Origin of the sequence: Veillonella sp. ICM51a, from assembly GCF_000524355.1 — a bacterium.
Taxonomy (GTDB): Bacteria; Bacillota; Negativicutes; order Veillonellales; family Veillonellaceae; genus Veillonella; species Veillonella atypica.
Genome location: NZ_JAPX01000034.1, coordinates 14561 through 33250 on the forward strand (window position 1 = coordinate 14561; position 18690 = coordinate 33250).

Sequence of the window (18690 nt, forward strand, 5' to 3'; positions counted from 1 at the left end):
AATATATTCAAAATGTTTGTGAAAGTCTACTCTTATTTCACATTCGGAATCGCTGGTCGATGACTGCTGCGCTTACCGTATATATCATCGATACAATCTTGAATATGCTGGCAATAGATATCTTGAATTTCTGTGTATTCACCGAGGGCATGATGCATTTCTTCTACTTCATAACCAGCCTCTTTCAATACATTGACTACACTATCCTCTTCATCGCCAAATAAATCATTAAGCGCATGATCGCCAAGTACGAGGAGCAATGGGTGCACATAAACCTTATTAGGTTTCTTACCATCAAGCCATTCCCAAGGTACGGCCACATCCTCTACATAAGGAGCATTTTCCAAAGTGGCTACACGAACATGATTAAGGCCACTGCGAATCAATTGATATTGCAAATAACCATATGCAGAATTACCAGAGCCTAAACCACCATGACCAACTAATAATAAACCATCTTCATCGCTGACGGATAAGGATGTAACAAATGTGTCGATTAAAATTTGATAATCATTCGGGTGTTCTTCTTGGCCCATATAGTATACCAATGGTCTGCCTACTCGCAATGTATTCAGTTCTTGTGCCCGTTCGTGATTTAAAATATTATGTTTCAACTTATCAAATTCTTCACCACCAGTGAAGTGCAATGGTTGTACATAAATATCTGTATATCCTTCACCAATGAGAGCATCTAATGCGCCTTGCTCTGTAGGAATTTCAATACCACGGTCTCGTAAACGTTTTACAATGATACGCGATGAAAAGGCTAAACGCACTTCATAATCTGTATATTTCTCTTTAATACGGTTTACAACAGCATCAATTTGATGTTCACGAGCGGAATCAACTGTTGAGCCAAAGGCCACTACTAATATAGCTTGTTTCATAACGGTCTCCTTATCAAATATAATTCACTATTCATCATACCACACGCATTACTATAGTTGGATACCATACCCCGTATAAAGATAATATTATAATTAACTTTCATACCCATATAGATGGATAACAAAAAGCATCCGCCCCTAAAGGTGGATGCTTTTTGAAGATAGTGTGTATTTATGAGAGAGTTTATATACAACTTTACCAGAAGTAATTAAGAAATCATTCCTTGTGCTTCTATACGGGAAGGTCGAATAACAGTTTGATATGATTCGCGTTGAGAGCTACGTTTTCTATCAGACATACGAATCGCTTGACCTAAATGTTTCAAGAATAAATCTTGTACATATGGGTTTTCACCAAGGCCTTCATTCCAGATATCTACATTGTACCCTTGTTCTGTTAAAAGTGCATAAATAGAATCGGAACGATCACCGCCAAGGTAATCCATTAAATGAGTGGAACCAATCAAAGCCAATGGTACAACGAGTACATCTTTATGACCCATTCTATCTACCAATGTTAAGGCCTGCTTAAATGTAGGGAAACCATTTGTAGTAAATACTACTACATTAGAAGCAGAACCATACATAGCTTTCAATTGTAATGTAGAAAATTCTAATTGATTTTGACCATTTGCCATCAATAAAACGGATTTATTAAGAGATTTAGTATTAATATGACGCATGATGCCATCTAATGTAGCTTCATAATCATCAGCGTAATTTTTAACACCTAACGATGTTAATAAGGGTTTACCGATATTAACTTGAGAGAAATTATATTCACTGCTATGTAAGAACTTAAGTGCTTGCTTACGCATTTGTTGATAGCATTGATCCGCTACGAGAGTAATCGGTTGAATATATACCTCATCAATTCCCTTGCGACTAAATTCTTGCATGACGTCGGTGAAAGAAGCAATCGTATCATCATATTTTTCATTCCACTTTTCCACTAATGCATCAGACAAAAATACACGTCGTACCTCTACATCTCTGTATAAGGAACGAACTTTAGACTCTATAGTGCCAATGGATGTTTCCACCGCTTCTTTATAAATTGATCCAAAGGATGCAATGATTATACCTTTCATATGTGACCTCCATATACCCATATATATGAAACAATTTTCATAAATGAAAATTATTATCAACTACTATGTACTAATCATACAGGATTGTCGTATGAAAGTCAATGAGAAATATTATCACTCAAATCAAATGCTCTCCAAATAATAAAAACAAAACAACGATGACCACTGATGTTAAGATCAATATTATAAAAGAATAAATTACATAGAGCATTCTTTTTTCTATTGGAGATAAAAGGCCACGCTTATTTTTGCGGTATAAATTATATATTCCTAAGATTGCCAGTATACTAACCAATACGGAATTAATAGGTGTAATAATATCACTAATACCAAAATACGCAGACAATGCAATACTTAAGAGCAAATAATTTCCTACTAAGGCCACAAGTTTTATGTTATTACTATTTCGATATTTAATCATGAGGTAATTAAAAATTATGAAGATGATTATTATTTGTCCTTGTTCCATTCATATTCTCTCTTACATAAAATTATTTAATCAACAAAAAAGCTATTTTATTATGTATTCCTTGCATGGACTCACCTCTTTTAAACAGATGGCTTCACAAAAATTAGATAAAAAACATATATGTTCACAACAGGCACTATAAGGAAGAAAATCCAAAGACCACTATTACCACTATCATGAAGTCTTCGAACAAGTAAACTAAAAAAAGGAATACACAAAATAGCAACTATCAATTCATTTACTATCACTATACTATTTTGTCCCATAATTTTAGGAGTAAATGGTACAAAATAACTCAATACCATAGATAAAATAGAAAACAAAACTGTGAAAAGTAACAATTCATCTCTAGAAGAACGACCAGTAAAATTGAATACATTCTTTATAAATACATTATGTAAGACATCCATAAATTCCAATTCAGCTTTTGTCGATGGCTTATTACTTCTTCCCTTATCCTCATCATTTCTACGAATTAAATCGAGCCAAAACTTGTGAAACTTACTTTTAATAATCGATATGTTCAACGGATCAACAACCAACTGTGTCCCATCCCAAAATCCAGACTTTGGTTGTTCTCCATAACGATTTATCTTATTTCCAGGAATTAATAAAAATAATAATATAATTCTATTCATAATCATAAAAAAATATGATTTATTTAGATTAAGTATAGAACTTGCTCCTGATTTAGTTATAGATATTATAAAGTTATCGGGACTAACAAAAAAGCTTCCTCCCTGCCAGATTGTAATTAAGGAACTAACCATAATAACAAATATAATACCTACATATCTATGAATACCATAATCCTGACATCGATACCCCAATACTATTAAAAATAATATATTGGTAGTCATCTCTACTCCATAAAAAAAATACTCATACGGCATTGGATTAATAAAAAAAACTACACTCAACGTAAGTAAATATATATAAATTATGGTTGTATAGTAAATTAACGCAGTTGTTATGTTTATGCGTCTATTTTTAAAAATATTGGTTATTCGCAAAGATTCTATATTATCTTTAAACAATCTTATTTCATTATCTATGTTTATATGCTTACTCATTCTATATAAGACACTTTCTATAAACACTTAATTAATCTCAAGTAAACGCCAATCTATTACAAAATATATATTTGTTAAGAGTTTATAGCAACCACAAATCTATATGTCGCTATAAATATAATTAACATCTTATACAATTAATCATTTTAACAAAACAAAATGATAAATCCTATCATAAATATCGAATTACTTATAATTATACCATCATAACCAATAAGAATATTTTTATAAAACATAAGATTATTCCTCATTTATTATGATTTTTTATAAAAAACGGTCGTATTATTTATACGTGTACAGGTATGGGGTTTATTGACATATATACTCTAGGTTGCTACGATTGATTATAGATAATATAGTTATGTCTGCATAGTCAGATGATGTTGTTTAATGAGGTGATTCACTTATGTTTAGTGTAAAAAAACGTGCATTAACAGTTTCTGCTGCATTAGCGGCTTTCGCATTGACATTTGGTGCTCCTGTGCTTGGTCACGCTGCATACCAATTAAATCCTGAAGTAAAAGACCCTACTCCAGCATTAAAAGAAGCTTCTGCAATCGGTGTTCGTACACACAATACTGAAGCTTTACAAAACTTGCCAAACAAAGATGCTATGGTTGTTATGAGCTTTGGTACAACTTTCAAAGATACTCGTGCTAAAACAATTGATGCAACTGTAGATGCTATTAAAGCAGCTCATCCAAACACAAAAGTAATTACAGCTTTCACAAGCCATATTATTCGTGATCGTATCCAACAAAAAGAAGGTATTACTTACCCAACTCCTGAAGAAGCATTGGCTGAACTTAAAAAAGACGGTTACACTCGCGTTGCATTAGCATCCCTTGATGTAATTCCTGGTATGGAATACAACTACGATGCAGCAGTATATAATTTGTACAAAGATAATTTCAAAAAAATGACACTTGGTACATCTCTTATGTACTGGATGGGTCAAGAAAACCAAACTGACCAAGTTATTGAAACATTAAAAGCTGTTCAATCTCAATTCCCTAAATTAGGCAAAGAAGACGGTCTTCTTATCATGGCTCATGGTACTCCAGATCCTTCCAATGCTTACTATTCTGTAATTCAAGACCGTATCCATACTCTTGGTATGAAAAATGTATTTATTTACACTGTAGAAGGTACTCCAAATCTTGAACAAGTTATCCCTCAATTGAAATTACATGGTATTAAACATGTTACATTGATGCCATTCATGATGGTTGCAGGCGACCATGCTAACAATGACATGGCTGGTAATGAACCGGATTCCCATAAATCCATCCTTGAAAAAGAAGGCTTCAAAGTTGACACTTACATCCATGGCTTAGGTGAAAATCCTAACATCCGTAAATTATTCGTTGAACGTGCTAACGAATCTTGGGACGCATTACATAAATAATCAATCTACAATTTAACTAGTATCGTTATATAACATACATAGGAGTACATCATGAAAAAACTACTACTCTGTAGTCTTGCTTTGGTCATGGTTGTACTAGCAATAGCTGGGTGTGGTAAATCCACATCCAGCTCTTCTGCTACTACGAAGGAACTTACCTTTAATGGTGAAACCTACACTGTACCAAAGGATCCACAACGCATCGCCGTTCTTTCAAATTCTGTATTGTCCATGCTATACGCAGTAGATGGCAAGGCAATTTCCCGAGCTAGCACAACAGATAAACTAGCGCCAGAATTAGAAGCATTACCTGCATTAGGTCAAACGGCTAACATCAATATGGAACAATTGTTAGGTTTAAAACCAGATGTGGTATTGGGTTTGGAAAACCAACATAAAAAATATGAATCCCAATTACAATCTAACAATATTACAGCCGTACTTTTCAATTACGATGGTATCAAGGATAATGTGCCAATGCTAACATTCCTTGGAGAGTTAACAAACCATCAAGATAAGGCTAAATCCGTTATTGCCACCTATGAAAGCAACATTCAAAAGGTAAAGGATGCCATTAAAAATCAACAACCTGCACGTGTTGCCGTATTGCGTGCTACCGGTAAAGGTGTGACAGCTGAAACCGACGAAGCGGTAACTGCATCTATGGTCAAAGAATTAGGTATGACAAATGTTGTAACATCTCACCTAGATGGTACAACCAAAGATAAAACGGTACCGTATTCTCTTGAAACATTAACTGCTGATAACCCTGATATTATCTTCGTCGTTACCATGGGTAAAGAAGAAGAAATTACAAAGGCCATGAAGAAAGCTATGACAGATAATCCTGCATGGGCTAATCTTAAGGCTGTACAAAACAACCGTGTCATCTACTTACCATCTAAACTATTCCTACTTAACCCAGGTCTACAAACACCTGAGGCTATGGCTCGTTTAGTGAAAGAAGCATATGGCATTGATGTTACATTTTAACATATCCTAACATACTAAAGAGGGCATTCCCCATTTCGGGAATGCCCTCTTTCACTATTAGTCTAGCTATCTACTCAACTAAACCTTTTACACGTACATATTGTTTATCATCAAAGGTATCGATTTGTACATCTACGGAAAATACATCTCTAAATAGTTCATCCGATACGATTTCTTTCGTGTCTCCAGCTGTCACTAAATGACCATCTTTTATAATAGCCATATAATGAGAATATTGTACGGCTTGCGTCAATTCATGGAGTACCATCAATACGGTTAACCCTTGTTCATCGTTTAATCGTTTTAACAATTCCATGATTTCTAGTTGATGGTTAATATCTAAGTATGTTGTTGGTTCGTCTAACACTAATAATTTTGGTTGTTGTGCTAACGCCATAGCAATCCATACCCGTTGCCGTTCACCACCAGATAAGGATGGAATTAATTGATTCCGTAAATGATTCGTTTTTGTAATACCTAATGCATAGTCAACGATTTCTCGGTCCTCTTTGGCCGTATTCTTCCACCACATTTGGTATGGATAGCGTCCACAATATACCAATTCTTCTACGGTCATATCCTTTGGCATATTAGGCACCTGTGGCAGAAACGCCATTTGACGTGCCAATTCATTTTGTGAATACGACTGTAATGGTTTACCTAAAATAGTCACACATTCACGTGGACTATGAATATAGCCAATCATAGACCGTAAGAGTGTACTTTTACCACAACCATTAGGCCCGATTAAAGTCGTTATTTTACCAGTAGGGACAGATACATTAATATCATGTAAAATATGACGATTTCCGAGAGTGACGGATAACTGATTTACATTAATAGCCGTATTCATTAGTTATCCCTCCTCAATAGATATAAGAAGAATGGCGCCCCAAAGAATGCCATGATAATGCCAACCGGTACCTCAATTGGACTCCACATAACACGCCCTACCGTATCACTAACAACGAGGACGAGTGCCCCTAATAATGCAGAGCCGGGGAGTAAATACGCATAATCATTACCGATGATAAGTCGTAACATATGCGGTATAACGAGGCCTACGAAACCGATTAAACCCGCAATACTAACGGCACCTGCTGCTAATAGAGCCGCAACAGCAGTCATAATAAACCGCGTTTGTTCTACCTTAAGGCCTAGCCCCTTTGCTGTTTCATCACCTAAACTTAAAATAGTAAGACGTTTGGCACCTAAACAGGCAAAAATAAGACCGACTAACGCGTATGGGAACAAAACCTCTACTTGTGGCCAACTGCGTGCAGCCAAGCCCCCTACCATCCAAAGTAAGGCTCCTTGCACACGATCTCCATAGAATACAAGTAGTGCAGAAATACCAGAGCCTAAAAAAGCAGCCACCGCAACACCAGCCAAGATGATACGGCTTGGGCGTACACCATTCTTCCAAGCAAGAGCATATACCATCAACGCCGCAGCCATAGCACCTATAAAGGCGACGAGAGGCACAATATGATCATAGCCAGGGAAAAGAATAAATATAATAACACCGGCAAGTCCAGCACCGGAGGAAACACCAACGATTTGAGGATCTGCCAAAGGGTTCTTCATAACCGCCTGTAAAATGGCACCCGATACGGCTAAACAAGCACCTACCAATGCGGCAACAATATTACGAGGCAACCTAATATTCCAAATGATTTGCGATGCTGTATCTGTTAGATCACTAGCCCACAATGTGTGCCAAATCTCCGATAGTGACACCGGTGTGGAGCCCCAAATCAGTGAGATAATCATGCTAGCTATGACAGCAATAACCAAGACAATAATAACTGATATACGAAATAGTTTTCGTTCATTCAGAGAGTCCACAGTAACCTCTCCTTTCACCAATACATGGTACTATCAGCACCCGTATTATACATATAAACCTCATAATAGATATAGTAAAACCCGAATCGCCCCCAATAAGCAACGATTCGGGTTAACTATTATTTAGATTCTTTGCCTTCTACGAAGAGCATATCGTTGCGTTTTACGTCTGTGTAAAGCAATGCATTACATACGGATGCTGCAATTGGGCTACCACCTTTGTTACCTTTTACAGTGATATAAGGAACTGGGGATACTTCCATCAAATAATCTTTGGATTCAGCAGCGCCAACAAAGCCTACAGGAATACCGATGATAAGAGCTGGTTTAATACCTTCTTCAAGAGCTAAACGCAATACTTCGTACAATGCAGTTGGTGCATTACCGATAGCAACGATTTGGCCTTCTAATTGTTTGCCAAATGTGCGCATAGCAGCGATGGAACGAGTTACACCCAATTCTTTAGCCATTTTAGCTACGTTTTCATCTTTGATTAAGCAATGTACTTCATTACCACGAAGTTTAAGAGCCGGTTTAGAAATACCTGTGCGAACCATTTCTACGTCAGTGTAAATATCTGCACCATTGTCTAATGCTTCTATACCTTTTTGAACAGCGTCAGGGCTCATTTTTACGAGTTGAGCATATTCAACGTCACCAGATGCGTGAACTGTACGAGATACAACGCGTACTTCATCATCAGTTAAACCTAAATCCTTTACATAATCGTAAATGATTTCCATACTTTTATCTTCAATAGCTTTAGGATTTTTAACGTAATCCATTAGTTTCCTCCCATAATTTGAAAAATTCATCATTCGATGATACCACAGGGCATTCGAGTTTCACCCGTGGACGATCGATAACAATAACGTGGATGCCAAGGTCGATGGCAGCCTGTAATTTCGTATCAGCACCACCTACGAGGCCAGAGTTTTTCATAACCACAACGCTCGCCTTTGTATCGTGGAACATAATACGGTTCATATCGTAAGAAAATGGACCTTGTACGGCAACGATACGCTTAGGACTCACATTGAGGTCTTCCATCATTTGCAACACCTCAGCAGTTGGCAAAATACGTGTCCACACTTCACAGTCTTGTAAGGCCTCAGACTTAGCAAAGATGTGCATCGTCTTACTACCAGTAGTCAAATATACATGATTGTTATTTTCCTTAGCCAGCTTGCCAGCTAAATCAGCTGCTTCTGTTTCATCCACGACGATATGCAACTTATCATAGTCTGGCAATGGTACCTCTTTTCGTTCAAACCGAACAAAAGGAATGCCCACCGCCTTAGCTGCATCTTGTGCCGTTGCAGTCACAATAGCCGCATACGGATGGCTTGCATCAATGAGTAGGCGCACATTATGCTCCTTAATCAACTGTTGCATAGCCTCTTGATCGAGGCGTCCTGTATGAACTGTAATGCCTTCATGAGCTGCCAATTCCGCCCCATATTGGCTCACTACTGTCACGAGAACCTCTTCACCGGTTCGTTCTTGGATATCTACCGCTAAGGTTCGACCATCCAAGGTACCAGCAATGACCCAAATCATAATTTATAGCCTCGAGGTGTAATCATACGACCATTTTCAACATAAGTTTGGCTGTTACCAATGATAACAAGTGTTTGCATATCTACTTCTTCTTTTGTGAAGTTTTCTAGATCAGAAATTACCATATGTTGACCTGGACGACCTGCTTTTTGCACGATGCCTACAGGTGTTTTAGGGTCGCGGTATTTTAGAACGATTTCACGTACTTCATCTAAATGAGTTACGCGTTTTTTACTGCGTGGGTTATATAAGGAAATAACCATATCCCCTTGTGCACAAAGGTCAGCACGTTTTTTAATTAAATCCCAAGGTGTCATCAAATCGCTAAGGGAAATAACGGCAAAGTCATGCATCAAAGGTGCACCCAATACAGATGCTGCTACGTTGACAGCACTAAGACCTGGAACAATATCCACGGAAGGGCGTTTGTCTGCTGATACTTTATTAGCCAATTCCAATACAAGGCCAGCCATGCCGTACACGCCGGAGTCACCAGAGGATACTACGACTACTTGATGACCTTCTACAGCCAAATCAACGGCTTGTTGACAACGATCCACTTCTTGCATCATCGCTGTACCTACCGTTTGTTTACCTGCGATAAGGTCTTTAATCAAATCAAGATATGTTAAATAACCGACTACACGATCTGCCGCTAAAATGGCTTCCCGTGCTTGTGGTGTCATAAATTCAGCGTCCCCAGGTCCAATGCCGATTACTTTGATGTTACCTGTGCAATGGCTACCGTTGTTTTGGGATACACCGTTTTGTGCTGTATTAATGTTTGGCTCTTGGCCGCTAGTAATGCTGTTGTCTCGCATACGTTTCCTACTCCTATTGTTCCTTTTACAAATGTGGATTCTTTTAAATCCTGTTCTTCTATAACAGGTGCTATCTCTTCTTGTGTGTAGAAATGGATAGACCACCCTAATTCGTTTACGGCCTCTAATAGGCCCACTTCATCTTGTTTCACGATAACCGATGCAGCTGTGACGATGCTTTTTGGTGAAAGCTTATGCGTCTGTAGAGATTGTGTAATGGCATCCAGTATGAGCTCCTTTGGCGTATCTCGGCGACAACCAATCCCCATCGTATACGTACGAGGGCGTAAGATGAGTTGCTCTGGATACTCAGTAATCACCTTATCTGTTATAACTACACGACGAACACCATCAGTCTCAGGCAATGTAAATACATCTACCACCTGAACCGTGCCATGCGTACCGATATGTAATGCAGCAGCATCGCGTAACCGATTAGCATCGACTAAGGTTTCATCGATGTAGTAGTTGACGCTTTCACCAGCCACAACAGCGGAATTAACATCCACTAATGTGTGAAAATCGTCGACCAACAGATGCTCGTGGCGCGCTAACACGTCAGGCGCTGGCAATCCATTAACATCCGTCGCCGTTGTAATAACTGGGTCCGCATCGATGGCCAGCGAAATGGACTGCGTCCATTCGTTGGCGCCCCCAAGGTGACCAGATAACAAACTGATAACATGATGACCTGCCTCATCCATTACAACGATGGCAGGATCCTTAGATTTATGTTCAATATACGGTGCAATCATGCGCACTACGATACCCAGTGCCATAATGCATAACACTTGGTCATAATCCTTAAAAATCTGCCCTATGTGATGTTTGAGAGAATCAAAATAGATAGCCTCACCACCAGAGGGACGGTTTTCCTTTTCATAACAATCCGCATGAGGGGCCACCAAAGATTTGATGCGTTGCCCCAGCCTAGCACCGCGTTCAGACACAGAAAGAATAGCTGTCCTATTCTTCTTTGCTCCTGTCATAGGTGAATCAGATTCTAGTTCTTTCATCACACTAGTCCTTAGCACTACGATACATATGGGCAAAGCCCTTATCGTAAAGCTTAGATAATTCGTATTCGCTGTCTAGTACATGACTAACAACAATCATAGCTTGACGTAATACGCCTTCTTCAGCTACGATATCCGCAATGGTTTCCAATGTACCGCGGATAATGCGTTGGTCTGGCCAAGACGCTTTCACTACGATAGCTACAGGTGTTGTTTTATCATAACCGCCTTCGATAAGTTCAGCTACTACCTTATCTAGCATTTGAACGCTAAGGAAGATACACATGGTCGCTTCATGAGCCGCCAACATGCGCAATTTTTCCTTTGGAGGCATTGGTGTACGGCCTTCCATGCGCGTAATAATTACGGTTTGAGATACATTTGGCAATGTATACTCTTGTTTTAATGCTGCTGCAGTAGCAAGGAACGAACTTACGCCAGGTACCACTTCATAGGTAATACCCATGCCAGCCAAGGCATCCATTTGTTCTTGAATAGCACCATAAATAGCGGGGTCACCGGTGTGCAAACGAACAACCTTTTTGCCGTCTGCTACGGCAGCTTTCATAACAGCCAATACCTCATCAAGGTTCATAGTGGCACTGTTATGAATTTCACAACCTGGTTTACAAGCCTCTAAAATAGCAGGGTTTACCAAGGAACCCGCATAGATGACAACGTCGGCCTCTTGTACTAAACGATAGCCTTTTCGCGTAATAAGCTCTGGATCCCCAGGGCCTGCGCCTATGATATGTACGTCAACCATATTACTCTCCTTCTGCGATACGCGTTGCAGATACAATAAAAATTGGACTCAATGGGTCCAACAAATGATATGGACCAGCCTTACGATAGCGGCTAATGGACATTTGGTATCCTTCGTATGTGAAAGGACGACCTTTCAACTCTTTTAAAATGGTATAGCCCGTTTCCATCGTTACCGCCGTTACAACAAGGCGACCGCCTACCTTTAACAACCGTTGTGCTTCATCCATAATGCCAGTCATACCGCCAGCACTGCCGCCGATAATAACCGCATCAAGCTCAGGTAAATCTTCCATACCCTCCGGAGCTTTGGATTTTATAACAGTCATATTATTTACATTGAATTTCTTCATATTTTCATGAATCAACTCAATGCCTTTATCAAAACGTTCAATAGCATATACATGACCTTTAGGTGCCGCTAAGGCAGCTTCAATAGAAATCGAACCCGTACCAGCCCCCACATCAAGAACGATGCTATCTTCTTCGATACGTGCCTCATTCATAACGGCTTTGCGAATCTCGCATTTCGTCATCGGCACGTCACCGCGTATAAATTCCTCATCAGGAATTCCAAAAAAATGTCTCATCCTAGTACCACCATTACAGAATGACCAAATCCTTCGAGTTCTGTAAGAACCTCTAGCGTGGAGTCTACGATTTTCTCATCGTCATAACTCAATCGCTCAAGGGCTGCAGCTCTCGTTTCTTTTGGCCAACCTGCATCTATTAAAATACGCGCAATATGCGCTGGATTATATTCAGGATCCGTTAAGAACCCCATCTTTTTTCCCGCTTCATATACGAGTCTTTCAGACGCTGGTTGGCGTCCGTGAAAGCTCATTAAATCCGCATCATGCCACACTTCGTTAAGGCGTGCAAAGGCAAATGTCATGGAACTAATACCTGGCACCACGTCAATGCGTGTGGTAGGAAATTTCTTTTTCAAATACGGTAACAAGCTATAGTAGCCCGTATCACCGCTGACCATAACTACAACATCATGGTCGTGAAGTTCACGCTCGATTTGTTCGGATAACCAACTTAGTTTCCCCGTTACAGGATACGTAATCTGTCCGGGTTCCTTAAAATCCTCCAAGGAGCGTTCACTACCTACCAAAACGGTAGCATGTTTAATTAAATTAAGGCCTTTAGGCACCACATAATCAGGATTGCCCGGGCCAATGCCTACGATATACAAGGTATGTGCCAATGTTCTAGCTCTCCTATTTCTTTTGCATGCTTATCCATAGCCAAAATCTCACCCTTTAATGTGGTAATAATAATACCTACCTCAGCCTCATTGGCAATATATCGTTCACTGCGCATAGATGCGCGGTCTACTACACGTTGATATACACCAGTTAGGCCTTCTCGCTCTAAGATAGGGAAGGTAGATTCTGTAGTTTGGCAATTAAATAACTCTTCACACACCGCTTGGGATGCTCCTTCAAGAGCTGCATAGGCCACAATACTTTCCATGCGACCATCGCTCATGCGATTATGGGTATGGAAACTTCCGCTGGCAAGCTTAATGAGCTTACCGATATGACCGATGATCAAGATTCGTTTAAAGCCAATATGAACGGCTTGTTCAAGCATAAATCCGATGAAGTTGCTAGTTTCAGCCATTTGGTTCTTATGGATACCGAGCACTTGTTCTGCCAAATCTTGACCGATACGCCCCGGTACTAGAACTGCCGTTTCGCAGCCATTGGCTTTCATTACCTTTAACTGAGGCACAAGAGAATTTTTAAACCCTTCTTCACTCATCGGCTTAACGATACCCGTTGTACCGATAATGGATATACCACCTTCGATACCCAGAGTATGATTCAACGTCTTCTTAGCCAACACCTTACCATTAGGAACACTTACTGTTACCGTCACACCTTGACCTTGCGTACAAAACTCTTCAAATACGAGTTTCATCATCGCTCTAGGGCCCGGATTAATGGCCGGTTGTCCAGGTGGCATGGCAAGACCGGGTTTCGTAACCGTACCGACACCAAAGCCAGCTCGAAAACGTAGCTTGCCTGTGTCATCAAGGGTCACCGTCGTTTCCACATCATTGCCATGGGTCACATCTGGATCGTCACCACCATCCTTCATCACAGTCGCCTTTGCCTCTGTTTCGGATATGATTTCCACAGATTTAATAGGTACCTCAATGAATTGACCTTGCGGATTCTCAATGACAACCTTGTCCACAATATCGTGTTCTAAGAGGGCCAATAGACCTGCTTTCATGCCTGCCGTAGCACATGAACCGGTCGTATAACCACCCTTCATGTCCTCTACTCTCATAGCGCCTCCTACACCGATAGGGTTAGAGATTCACTAGAATCAATCTAACCCTATCTCTTATGCTTATATAATTAGGAACGGAAGTTAACGAATTGCAATTCAACCGGTACATCCAATTGTTTTAACATCTGAATAACCGCTTGCAAATCATCCTTATCCTTGCCAGATACGCGCACTTGATCCTCTTGGATAGACGCTTGTACCTTAAGCTTCATATTTTTGATTGCCTTTACTACTTCTTTAGCATTTTCTTTTGTAATGCCTTTTTTAATAGTAATCACTTGGCGTACAGTGGCACCAGCAGCAGGCTCAACCTTACCAAAATCAAGGTTCTTAACCGCTACATTACGTTTAACCATTTTGCCTTTTAATACATCGATAATAGCGTTCAATTTATATTCGTCATCACCGATGATTTTAATGGTATCACCGTCAAGGCTAATTTCAGCTTTAGAACCGCGGAAATCATAACGCGTACCAATCTCTTTCTTCGCTTGGTTTACCGCATTATCCACCTCTTGCATATCCACTTCGGATACAACGTCAAAGGAACAATCTTTAGCCATTTTATACCTCCTACACCTGAACCCGTTGGGCATGGGGTTCACGCATTATTTTCATCATCATCCACGTATTCATTGAATGGAATACATCTATATAATTATATCGTAAATTATCAATATTTACTAGGAATTCAAATAATTAGATTATGATGATTTTTCATTAATCTAAATACAATAATTATCTTCCCATCCTATTATCTTTATATAATCAACTAAAATACCCAATAGCAATATTTTAAAATTTATCACTATTGGGTATTAATACTACTTATATTTTATTTAATTGGTAAAACAATATTTTGACCAGTAGGTTTACTTGGATTCATAGCATTAGGCAAATCTTCCACTGTTGTATTTAGATCTGTATCAGTAGATACAAGAGCTACAAATTTTTGGCCAGGTTCATAGTAAATATTAGTCCCTTTCATGAACAAGCCACCAACCAAACTTACTGCAGCAGCAACGGCAACTGCTCCATTATCAGAATGGCCCTTTCCTTTAACTTCTGCAGTTAATGGAACATTTACACCATTAATAGTCTTAATGCTATCAATTTTAAACTCTAAACGACCTTTGCGTCCAAGCATACCATTTTTTCTTGCTTTTGTAATTGTCCCTAATACCTCTTGGTTTGCTGGAATAACAACTACATCATTAATTAGTAAATTTTCTATGGTCTTTAATCTAAAGGTATTTCCTTCTTTGCTTTTCTTAGAACTAATAGGATCGATTAATTCTAAATTGATATTTGTATCTTTAGGAATATACGCATGTCCAGCAGCAACAGATGACGTCTTTACAGTTGCCATAGTTTCACCACTCTTTAACAACTGAATACGATTAACTCCAGATGGTAATTCTGTCTTAACTACAGATTCTTGCATCGCACTTGGTGCACTTGTATCTTCTGCTGAAGCAGTCAGTGGTAATGCACAAGAAACACTAAGACAACCTACAACCAAAAGTTTTAATAATGCTTTAGATGTTTTCATATATTCCTCCAAAAGCAAATAAATTCACAAGCCAATTTATAACTACAGTATAGCACATTATGAAAAATTAATGAATTCCTCATTTATAGTTAAACAACATAATATACTAGGATAACCAATACATAAATTTTTATTATAATACAATCTATCTATAAAATCTCAATATCCTCATACTGTGGTTGTACAATCCACTCACCACGAAGATTTACAATTCCCCACTTACCTTGAGATTTTACCGGAGCATAACCATGTTTAACGGGCATTGCGGAGGTAATTGTGTTATCACTAAATAATACTTTACCACTATCATCAATAAGCTTATAATCACTAGAAGTCTTATGTACCCAAGTATATGGTCCACTAAATTTATTTATCCCCATATCTTTGGAGGTAGTCAAAATAACATTTCCGGTTGTCATATCGATTAACTGTTGAGTATCACCACTCACTACAACCATATTAGTTAGGCTTACAAATCTAATAGAATCATAGGTAAACGGAATAACTTGTTTGCCTGTATCCACGTCAAATACGCCCGCTTTTTTATTATCTTTATTGATAAGTACTAACAATCCATTAAGATCACTAAATTCGCCTAAATCATAATTACCTGGTTGAATAATATAATTACCTTCACGATTTACGAATCCAATAAGCCCTTGGTTTTTCACAAGTGTGCCATATGCAGTAATTGGCCAAACTGCATCATTTTTACTATCGATAACAATTTTACCATCACGATTAATATAACCGCGTTTTACACCATCATATACAGGGTTCCATGCATCACCATAATAGATTCCACCGTGATTACTAAGGGTTATTCCTACAGCCATACTCAACAAGCCCCCAAGATTAAACTTGCTTATATGGCGTCGGAATTCTGCCAATCCATCATCATATGCGTCAATATCATTAGATGGTGCTTCAAATACAGTCTTACCTGTGCCATCAATTGCTACATTTTTACCTTTAGCATCTTTTACAAAAGCACGATCTTCACTAAATTTCGTATATACTTCTTTAAATTGTGGAGCGATTACAGTATTACCTGATGCATCATTAAAACCCCATTTTCCTTTTACAGAAACGGCCGTATAAGAATCACTTGCATATGTTTCCTTATGATTTGACGAATTTTGATTCTTGTTTACAGTCTCATCATGATGATTGATAATTTGTTTAACCTGTTCATCTAAGGCATCTTTACCACTTGATAAAACGCTACCATCTACTTTAATATGTTCTAAAATTTTCTTTGACTTTACGAAGTATGTTCCGTCCTCAGCATAAGATGGATCCATCTCTTTATATTGTGGGTCAAGCAAAACTTGACCATTGGTTCCTACGAGTCCCCATTTACCATTTTGCTTAACCTTAGCTAATTGACCCAGTTTAATAAGACCACTATTACTTTCAGTGGCCTCATCAATGTTTGCTTGAAGAGACTTAAATGCTTCTGGTGCTAATTTTTGAGGAGTTCCAATAATTGGTACCGCTACATAATCACCTAATCGCCCTACACCAACAGATACAGTTGCACCACTTGATTTAGTAGATGACATTTCAGTTGTAGAAATATTAGTCGTAGATGTAGATGCACCATGTTGTTCACGTGTTACACGCGTACTTGTTGATGTTGGTGTATCATGATTTGTTACAGTCGTAGTACTCGTAGATGTTGTAGTGGATGCTGCCAAAGCACTTGTAGACATAGTCGCCAACACACATGCGACTAATAAAGATTTCTTGTTGAGTTTCATAGGCCTCTCCTCTTATTACTCAAAGGACTCTAGATATAAAAATTTTATAAACAAATATTAATATAAATTATACTATATAGCCCTTTATATATACAATAAATTATGAAAAATTCTTCATCCATTATTTTTTTGCTATAATAGGACCTATGAAAACAGCAACCATAATCGACTTGATTGTAGATGCTAATGTACACACGCAATCTATGAATCACATCATAAAACAACAACATATTTCACAGCGCATGCGCCGGCGTCTAAAAAATGATGGTATCATCACCATTAACGAACAATCGGCTACATGGGATACCCTTGTTCACGGCGGAGATCATCTACTTATGAAATTAGCACCTGAACAAGAATTTTCACACACTCCAATAAATCTGGAAATCGTATACGAAGACGAACACATCCTCGCTGTAAATAAAGCCGCCGGTGTTCTTATGCACCCTACCTCGACGGTACGCGATGGAACATTGGCAAATGGCGTTCTCTATTATTATGACAAAACCGAACAAGCTCATGACTTTCACCCCGTCCATCGCCTCGATAAGGATACATCGGGCATCGTCATCATCGCAAAAACATCGATAGTACAACACGCCTTTGATAAGCAACGTACAAAATTTAAAAAGGTTTATGACGCCATCGTTGAAGGCACTATGCCAAGCCAATCGCTAACAATTAAATGGCCCATCGGTCGTAAAGCAGGTAGCATCATTGAACGATGTTGCACATCAATTGGCAAACCGGCTCGTACTGATGTGACGGTATTGGCACGCCACATTGTTTCCCAGCCTGTACAAATGAATAAAAATTTGAGCACGCAACAGGTTCTGACTCATGTGCAATGTGTACTCCATACGGGCCGAACCCATCAGATTCGTGTACACCTATCCCATTTAGGTTGTCCTTTAGCTGGTGATGATTTATATGGCGGTCATTTAGATCATATTCGTCGGCAAGCATTGCACGCTGGCTACCTAGCTTTCACCCATCCTATGACACAGGAGTATATAGAACTACGGGCCCCTATGCCAACGGATATGAAAGATTTACTATGTCTCTAACAGATTCATCTAGAAAACCTTATAAAATTGTGGTGCTTTATATCGTTTCTTGATATACTAACAATGA

20 protein-coding genes are annotated in these 18690 nt (G+C 38.7%); 3 read left to right on the forward strand and 17 right to left on the reverse strand.

From position 1 onward, the window contains the following. Positions 1–32 precede the first annotated feature (32 nt). The 4 genes from HMPREF1504_RS05875 to HMPREF1504_RS05890 all read right to left on the reverse strand — a co-directional run bounded on the left by HMPREF1504_RS05875 (position 33) and on the right by HMPREF1504_RS05890 (position 3307). Positions 33–887, reverse strand: coding sequence for a sirohydrochlorin cobaltochelatase (locus tag HMPREF1504_RS05875; RefSeq protein WP_038124282.1), 855 nt, complete (start codon positions 885–887; stop codon positions 33–35). Between the two features lie 209 nt (positions 888–1096). Next, a complete protein-coding gene (locus HMPREF1504_RS05880; RefSeq protein ID WP_038124284.1) occupies positions 1097–1978 on the reverse strand; it encodes a sirohydrochlorin cobaltochelatase in 882 nt (293 codons plus the stop codon). 118 nt (positions 1979–2096) lie between these two features. Continuing rightward, positions 2097–2447, reverse strand: coding sequence for a hypothetical protein (locus HMPREF1504_RS05885; protein ID WP_038124287.1), 351 nt, complete (start codon positions 2445–2447; stop codon positions 2097–2099). A gap of 80 nt (positions 2448–2527) precedes the next feature. After that, positions 2528–3307 carry a DUF805 domain-containing protein gene (locus HMPREF1504_RS05890; protein WP_038124290.1) on the reverse strand — a complete coding sequence of 260 codons (780 nt, stop codon included), beginning with the start codon at positions 3305–3307 and terminating at the stop codon, positions 2528–2530. A 619-nt stretch (positions 3308–3926) separates the two neighbouring features. Between HMPREF1504_RS05890 and HMPREF1504_RS05895 the strand changes: the two genes are divergently transcribed. Both HMPREF1504_RS05895 and HMPREF1504_RS05900 read left to right on the forward strand, forming a co-directional pair. After that, entirely contained in the window at positions 3927–4928 is a 1002-nt protein-coding gene (locus tag HMPREF1504_RS05895) for a sirohydrochlorin cobaltochelatase (protein ID WP_038124293.1), read from the forward strand. 51 nt (positions 4929–4979) lie between these two features. Continuing rightward, a complete protein-coding gene (locus HMPREF1504_RS05900) occupies positions 4980–5921 on the forward strand; it encodes an ABC transporter substrate-binding protein (RefSeq protein WP_038124297.1) in 942 nt (313 codons plus the stop codon). 70 nt (positions 5922–5991) lie between these two features. On the opposite strand, the gene HMPREF1504_RS05905 is transcribed toward HMPREF1504_RS05900, so the two are convergent. The 13 genes from HMPREF1504_RS05905 to HMPREF1504_RS05965 form a co-directional block, all read right to left on the reverse strand. Next, positions 5992–6774 (reverse strand): ABC transporter ATP-binding protein, encoded by a 783-nt coding sequence (locus tag HMPREF1504_RS05905; RefSeq protein WP_038124298.1) that lies wholly within the window; start codon positions 6772–6774, stop codon positions 5992–5994. Then, entirely contained in the window at positions 6774–7769 is a 996-nt protein-coding gene (locus HMPREF1504_RS05910) for an iron ABC transporter permease (RefSeq protein ID WP_038124301.1), read from the reverse strand. Before HMPREF1504_RS05910 ends, HMPREF1504_RS05905 begins: the two co-directional genes overlap by 1 nt. Before the next feature lie 119 nt (positions 7770–7888). Continuing rightward, positions 7889–8554, reverse strand: coding sequence for a precorrin-8X methylmutase (locus HMPREF1504_RS05915; protein ID WP_005376263.1), 666 nt, complete (start codon positions 8552–8554; stop codon positions 7889–7891). Then, on the reverse strand, positions 8541–9329 hold the full coding sequence (gene cobK, locus HMPREF1504_RS05920; protein ID WP_038124304.1) for a precorrin-6A reductase: 789 nt from the start codon (positions 9327–9329) through the stop codon (positions 8541–8543). Before cobK ends, HMPREF1504_RS05915 begins: the two co-directional genes overlap by 14 nt. Then, a complete protein-coding gene (gene cobJ, locus HMPREF1504_RS05925; RefSeq protein ID WP_016475726.1) occupies positions 9326–10015 on the reverse strand; it encodes a precorrin-3B C(17)-methyltransferase in 690 nt (229 codons plus the stop codon). The genes cobK and cobJ overlap by 4 nt, the downstream gene beginning before the upstream one ends. 29 nt (positions 10016–10044) lie before the next feature. After that, positions 10045–11166 (reverse strand): cobalt-precorrin 5A hydrolase, encoded by a 1122-nt coding sequence (locus HMPREF1504_RS05930; RefSeq protein ID WP_038124308.1) that lies wholly within the window; start codon positions 11164–11166, stop codon positions 10045–10047. A 4-nt stretch (positions 11167–11170) separates the two neighbouring features. Next, positions 11171–11932, reverse strand: coding sequence for a precorrin-4 C(11)-methyltransferase (gene cobM / locus HMPREF1504_RS05935; RefSeq protein WP_009661195.1), 762 nt, complete (start codon positions 11930–11932; stop codon positions 11171–11173). 1 nt (position 11933) lies between these two features. Then, on the reverse strand, positions 11934–12521 hold the full coding sequence (gene cbiT / locus HMPREF1504_RS05940; protein WP_038124311.1) for a precorrin-6Y C5,15-methyltransferase (decarboxylating) subunit CbiT: 588 nt from the start codon (positions 12519–12521) through the stop codon (positions 11934–11936). After that, positions 12518–13144, reverse strand: coding sequence for a precorrin-6y C5,15-methyltransferase (decarboxylating) subunit CbiE (gene cbiE, locus HMPREF1504_RS05945; protein WP_038124313.1), 627 nt, complete (start codon positions 13142–13144; stop codon positions 12518–12520). The genes cbiT and cbiE overlap by 4 nt, the downstream gene beginning before the upstream one ends. Then, positions 13120–14238 (reverse strand): cobalt-precorrin-5B (C(1))-methyltransferase CbiD, encoded by a 1119-nt coding sequence (gene cbiD, locus HMPREF1504_RS05950; protein ID WP_005379239.1) that lies wholly within the window; start codon positions 14236–14238, stop codon positions 13120–13122. Before cbiD ends, cbiE begins: the two co-directional genes overlap by 25 nt. Positions 14239–14309: 71 nt before the next feature. Continuing rightward, positions 14310–14804, reverse strand: a complete 495-nt coding sequence (locus tag HMPREF1504_RS05955; RefSeq protein WP_005379265.1) for a YajQ family cyclic di-GMP-binding protein — start codon at positions 14802–14804, stop codon at positions 14310–14312. A 272-nt stretch (positions 14805–15076) separates the two neighbouring features. Next, positions 15077–15793 carry a hypothetical protein gene (locus HMPREF1504_RS05960; RefSeq protein WP_038124319.1) on the reverse strand — a complete coding sequence of 239 codons (717 nt, stop codon included), beginning with the start codon at positions 15791–15793 and terminating at the stop codon, positions 15077–15079. A 149-nt stretch (positions 15794–15942) separates the two neighbouring features. After that, positions 15943–17556, reverse strand: a complete 1614-nt coding sequence (locus HMPREF1504_RS05965; protein ID WP_038124322.1) for a WG repeat-containing protein — start codon at positions 17554–17556, stop codon at positions 15943–15945. A 146-nt stretch (positions 17557–17702) separates the two neighbouring features. On the opposite strand from HMPREF1504_RS05965, the gene HMPREF1504_RS05970 reads away from it, so the two are divergent. After that, positions 17703–18623 (forward strand): RluA family pseudouridine synthase, encoded by a 921-nt coding sequence (locus tag HMPREF1504_RS05970; protein WP_038124324.1) that lies wholly within the window; start codon positions 17703–17705, stop codon positions 18621–18623. Positions 18624–18690 lie beyond the last annotated feature (67 nt).

Coding starts and splice junctions, on each gene's coding strand:
- HMPREF1504_RS05885 (WP_038124287.1), bottom strand. CDS start 2,447: ATGGAACAAGGACAAATAATAATCATCTTCATAATTTTTAATTACCTC.
- cbiD (WP_005379239.1), bottom strand. CDS start 14,238: ATGAGAGTAGAGGACATGAAGGGTGGTTATACGACCGGTTCATGTGCT.
- cobM (WP_009661195.1), bottom strand. CDS start 11,932: ATGGTTGACGTACATATCATAGGCGCAGGCCCTGGGGATCCAGAGCTT.
- HMPREF1504_RS05890 (WP_038124290.1), bottom strand. CDS start 3,307: ATGACTACCAATATATTATTTTTAATAGTATTGGGGTATCGATGTCAG.
- cobK (WP_038124304.1), bottom strand. CDS start 9,329: ATGATTTGGGTCATTGCTGGTACCTTGGATGGTCGAACCTTAGCGGTA.
- cobJ (WP_016475726.1), bottom strand. CDS start 10,015: ATGACACCACAAGCACGGGAAGCCATTTTAGCGGCAGATCGTGTAGTC.
- HMPREF1504_RS05905 (WP_038124298.1), bottom strand. CDS start 6,774: ATGAATACGGCTATTAATGTAAATCAGTTATCCGTCACTCTCGGAAAT.
- HMPREF1504_RS05895 (WP_038124293.1), top strand. CDS start 3,927: ATGTTTAGTGTAAAAAAACGTGCATTAACAGTTTCTGCTGCATTAGCG.
- HMPREF1504_RS05915 (WP_005376263.1), bottom strand. CDS start 8,554: ATGGATTACGTTAAAAATCCTAAAGCTATTGAAGATAAAAGTATGGAA.
- HMPREF1504_RS05875 (WP_038124282.1), bottom strand. CDS start 887: ATGAAACAAGCTATATTAGTAGTGGCCTTTGGCTCAACAGTTGATTCC.
- HMPREF1504_RS05880 (WP_038124284.1), bottom strand. CDS start 1,978: ATGAAAGGTATAATCATTGCATCCTTTGGATCAATTTATAAAGAAGCG.
- HMPREF1504_RS05970 (WP_038124324.1), top strand. CDS start 17,703: ATGAAAACAGCAACCATAATCGACTTGATTGTAGATGCTAATGTACAC.
- HMPREF1504_RS05955 (WP_005379265.1), bottom strand. CDS start 14,804: ATGGCTAAAGATTGTTCCTTTGACGTTGTATCCGAAGTGGATATGCAA.
- HMPREF1504_RS05900 (WP_038124297.1), top strand. CDS start 4,980: ATGAAAAAACTACTACTCTGTAGTCTTGCTTTGGTCATGGTTGTACTA.
- HMPREF1504_RS05965 (WP_038124322.1), bottom strand. CDS start 17,556: ATGAAACTCAACAAGAAATCTTTATTAGTCGCATGTGTGTTGGCGACT.
- HMPREF1504_RS05930 (WP_038124308.1), bottom strand. CDS start 11,166: ATGAAAGAACTAGAATCTGATTCACCTATGACAGGAGCAAAGAAGAAT.
- cbiT (WP_038124311.1), bottom strand. CDS start 12,521: ATGAGACATTTTTTTGGAATTCCTGATGAGGAATTTATACGCGGTGAC.
- HMPREF1504_RS05960 (WP_038124319.1), bottom strand. CDS start 15,793: ATGAAAACATCTAAAGCATTATTAAAACTTTTGGTTGTAGGTTGTCTT.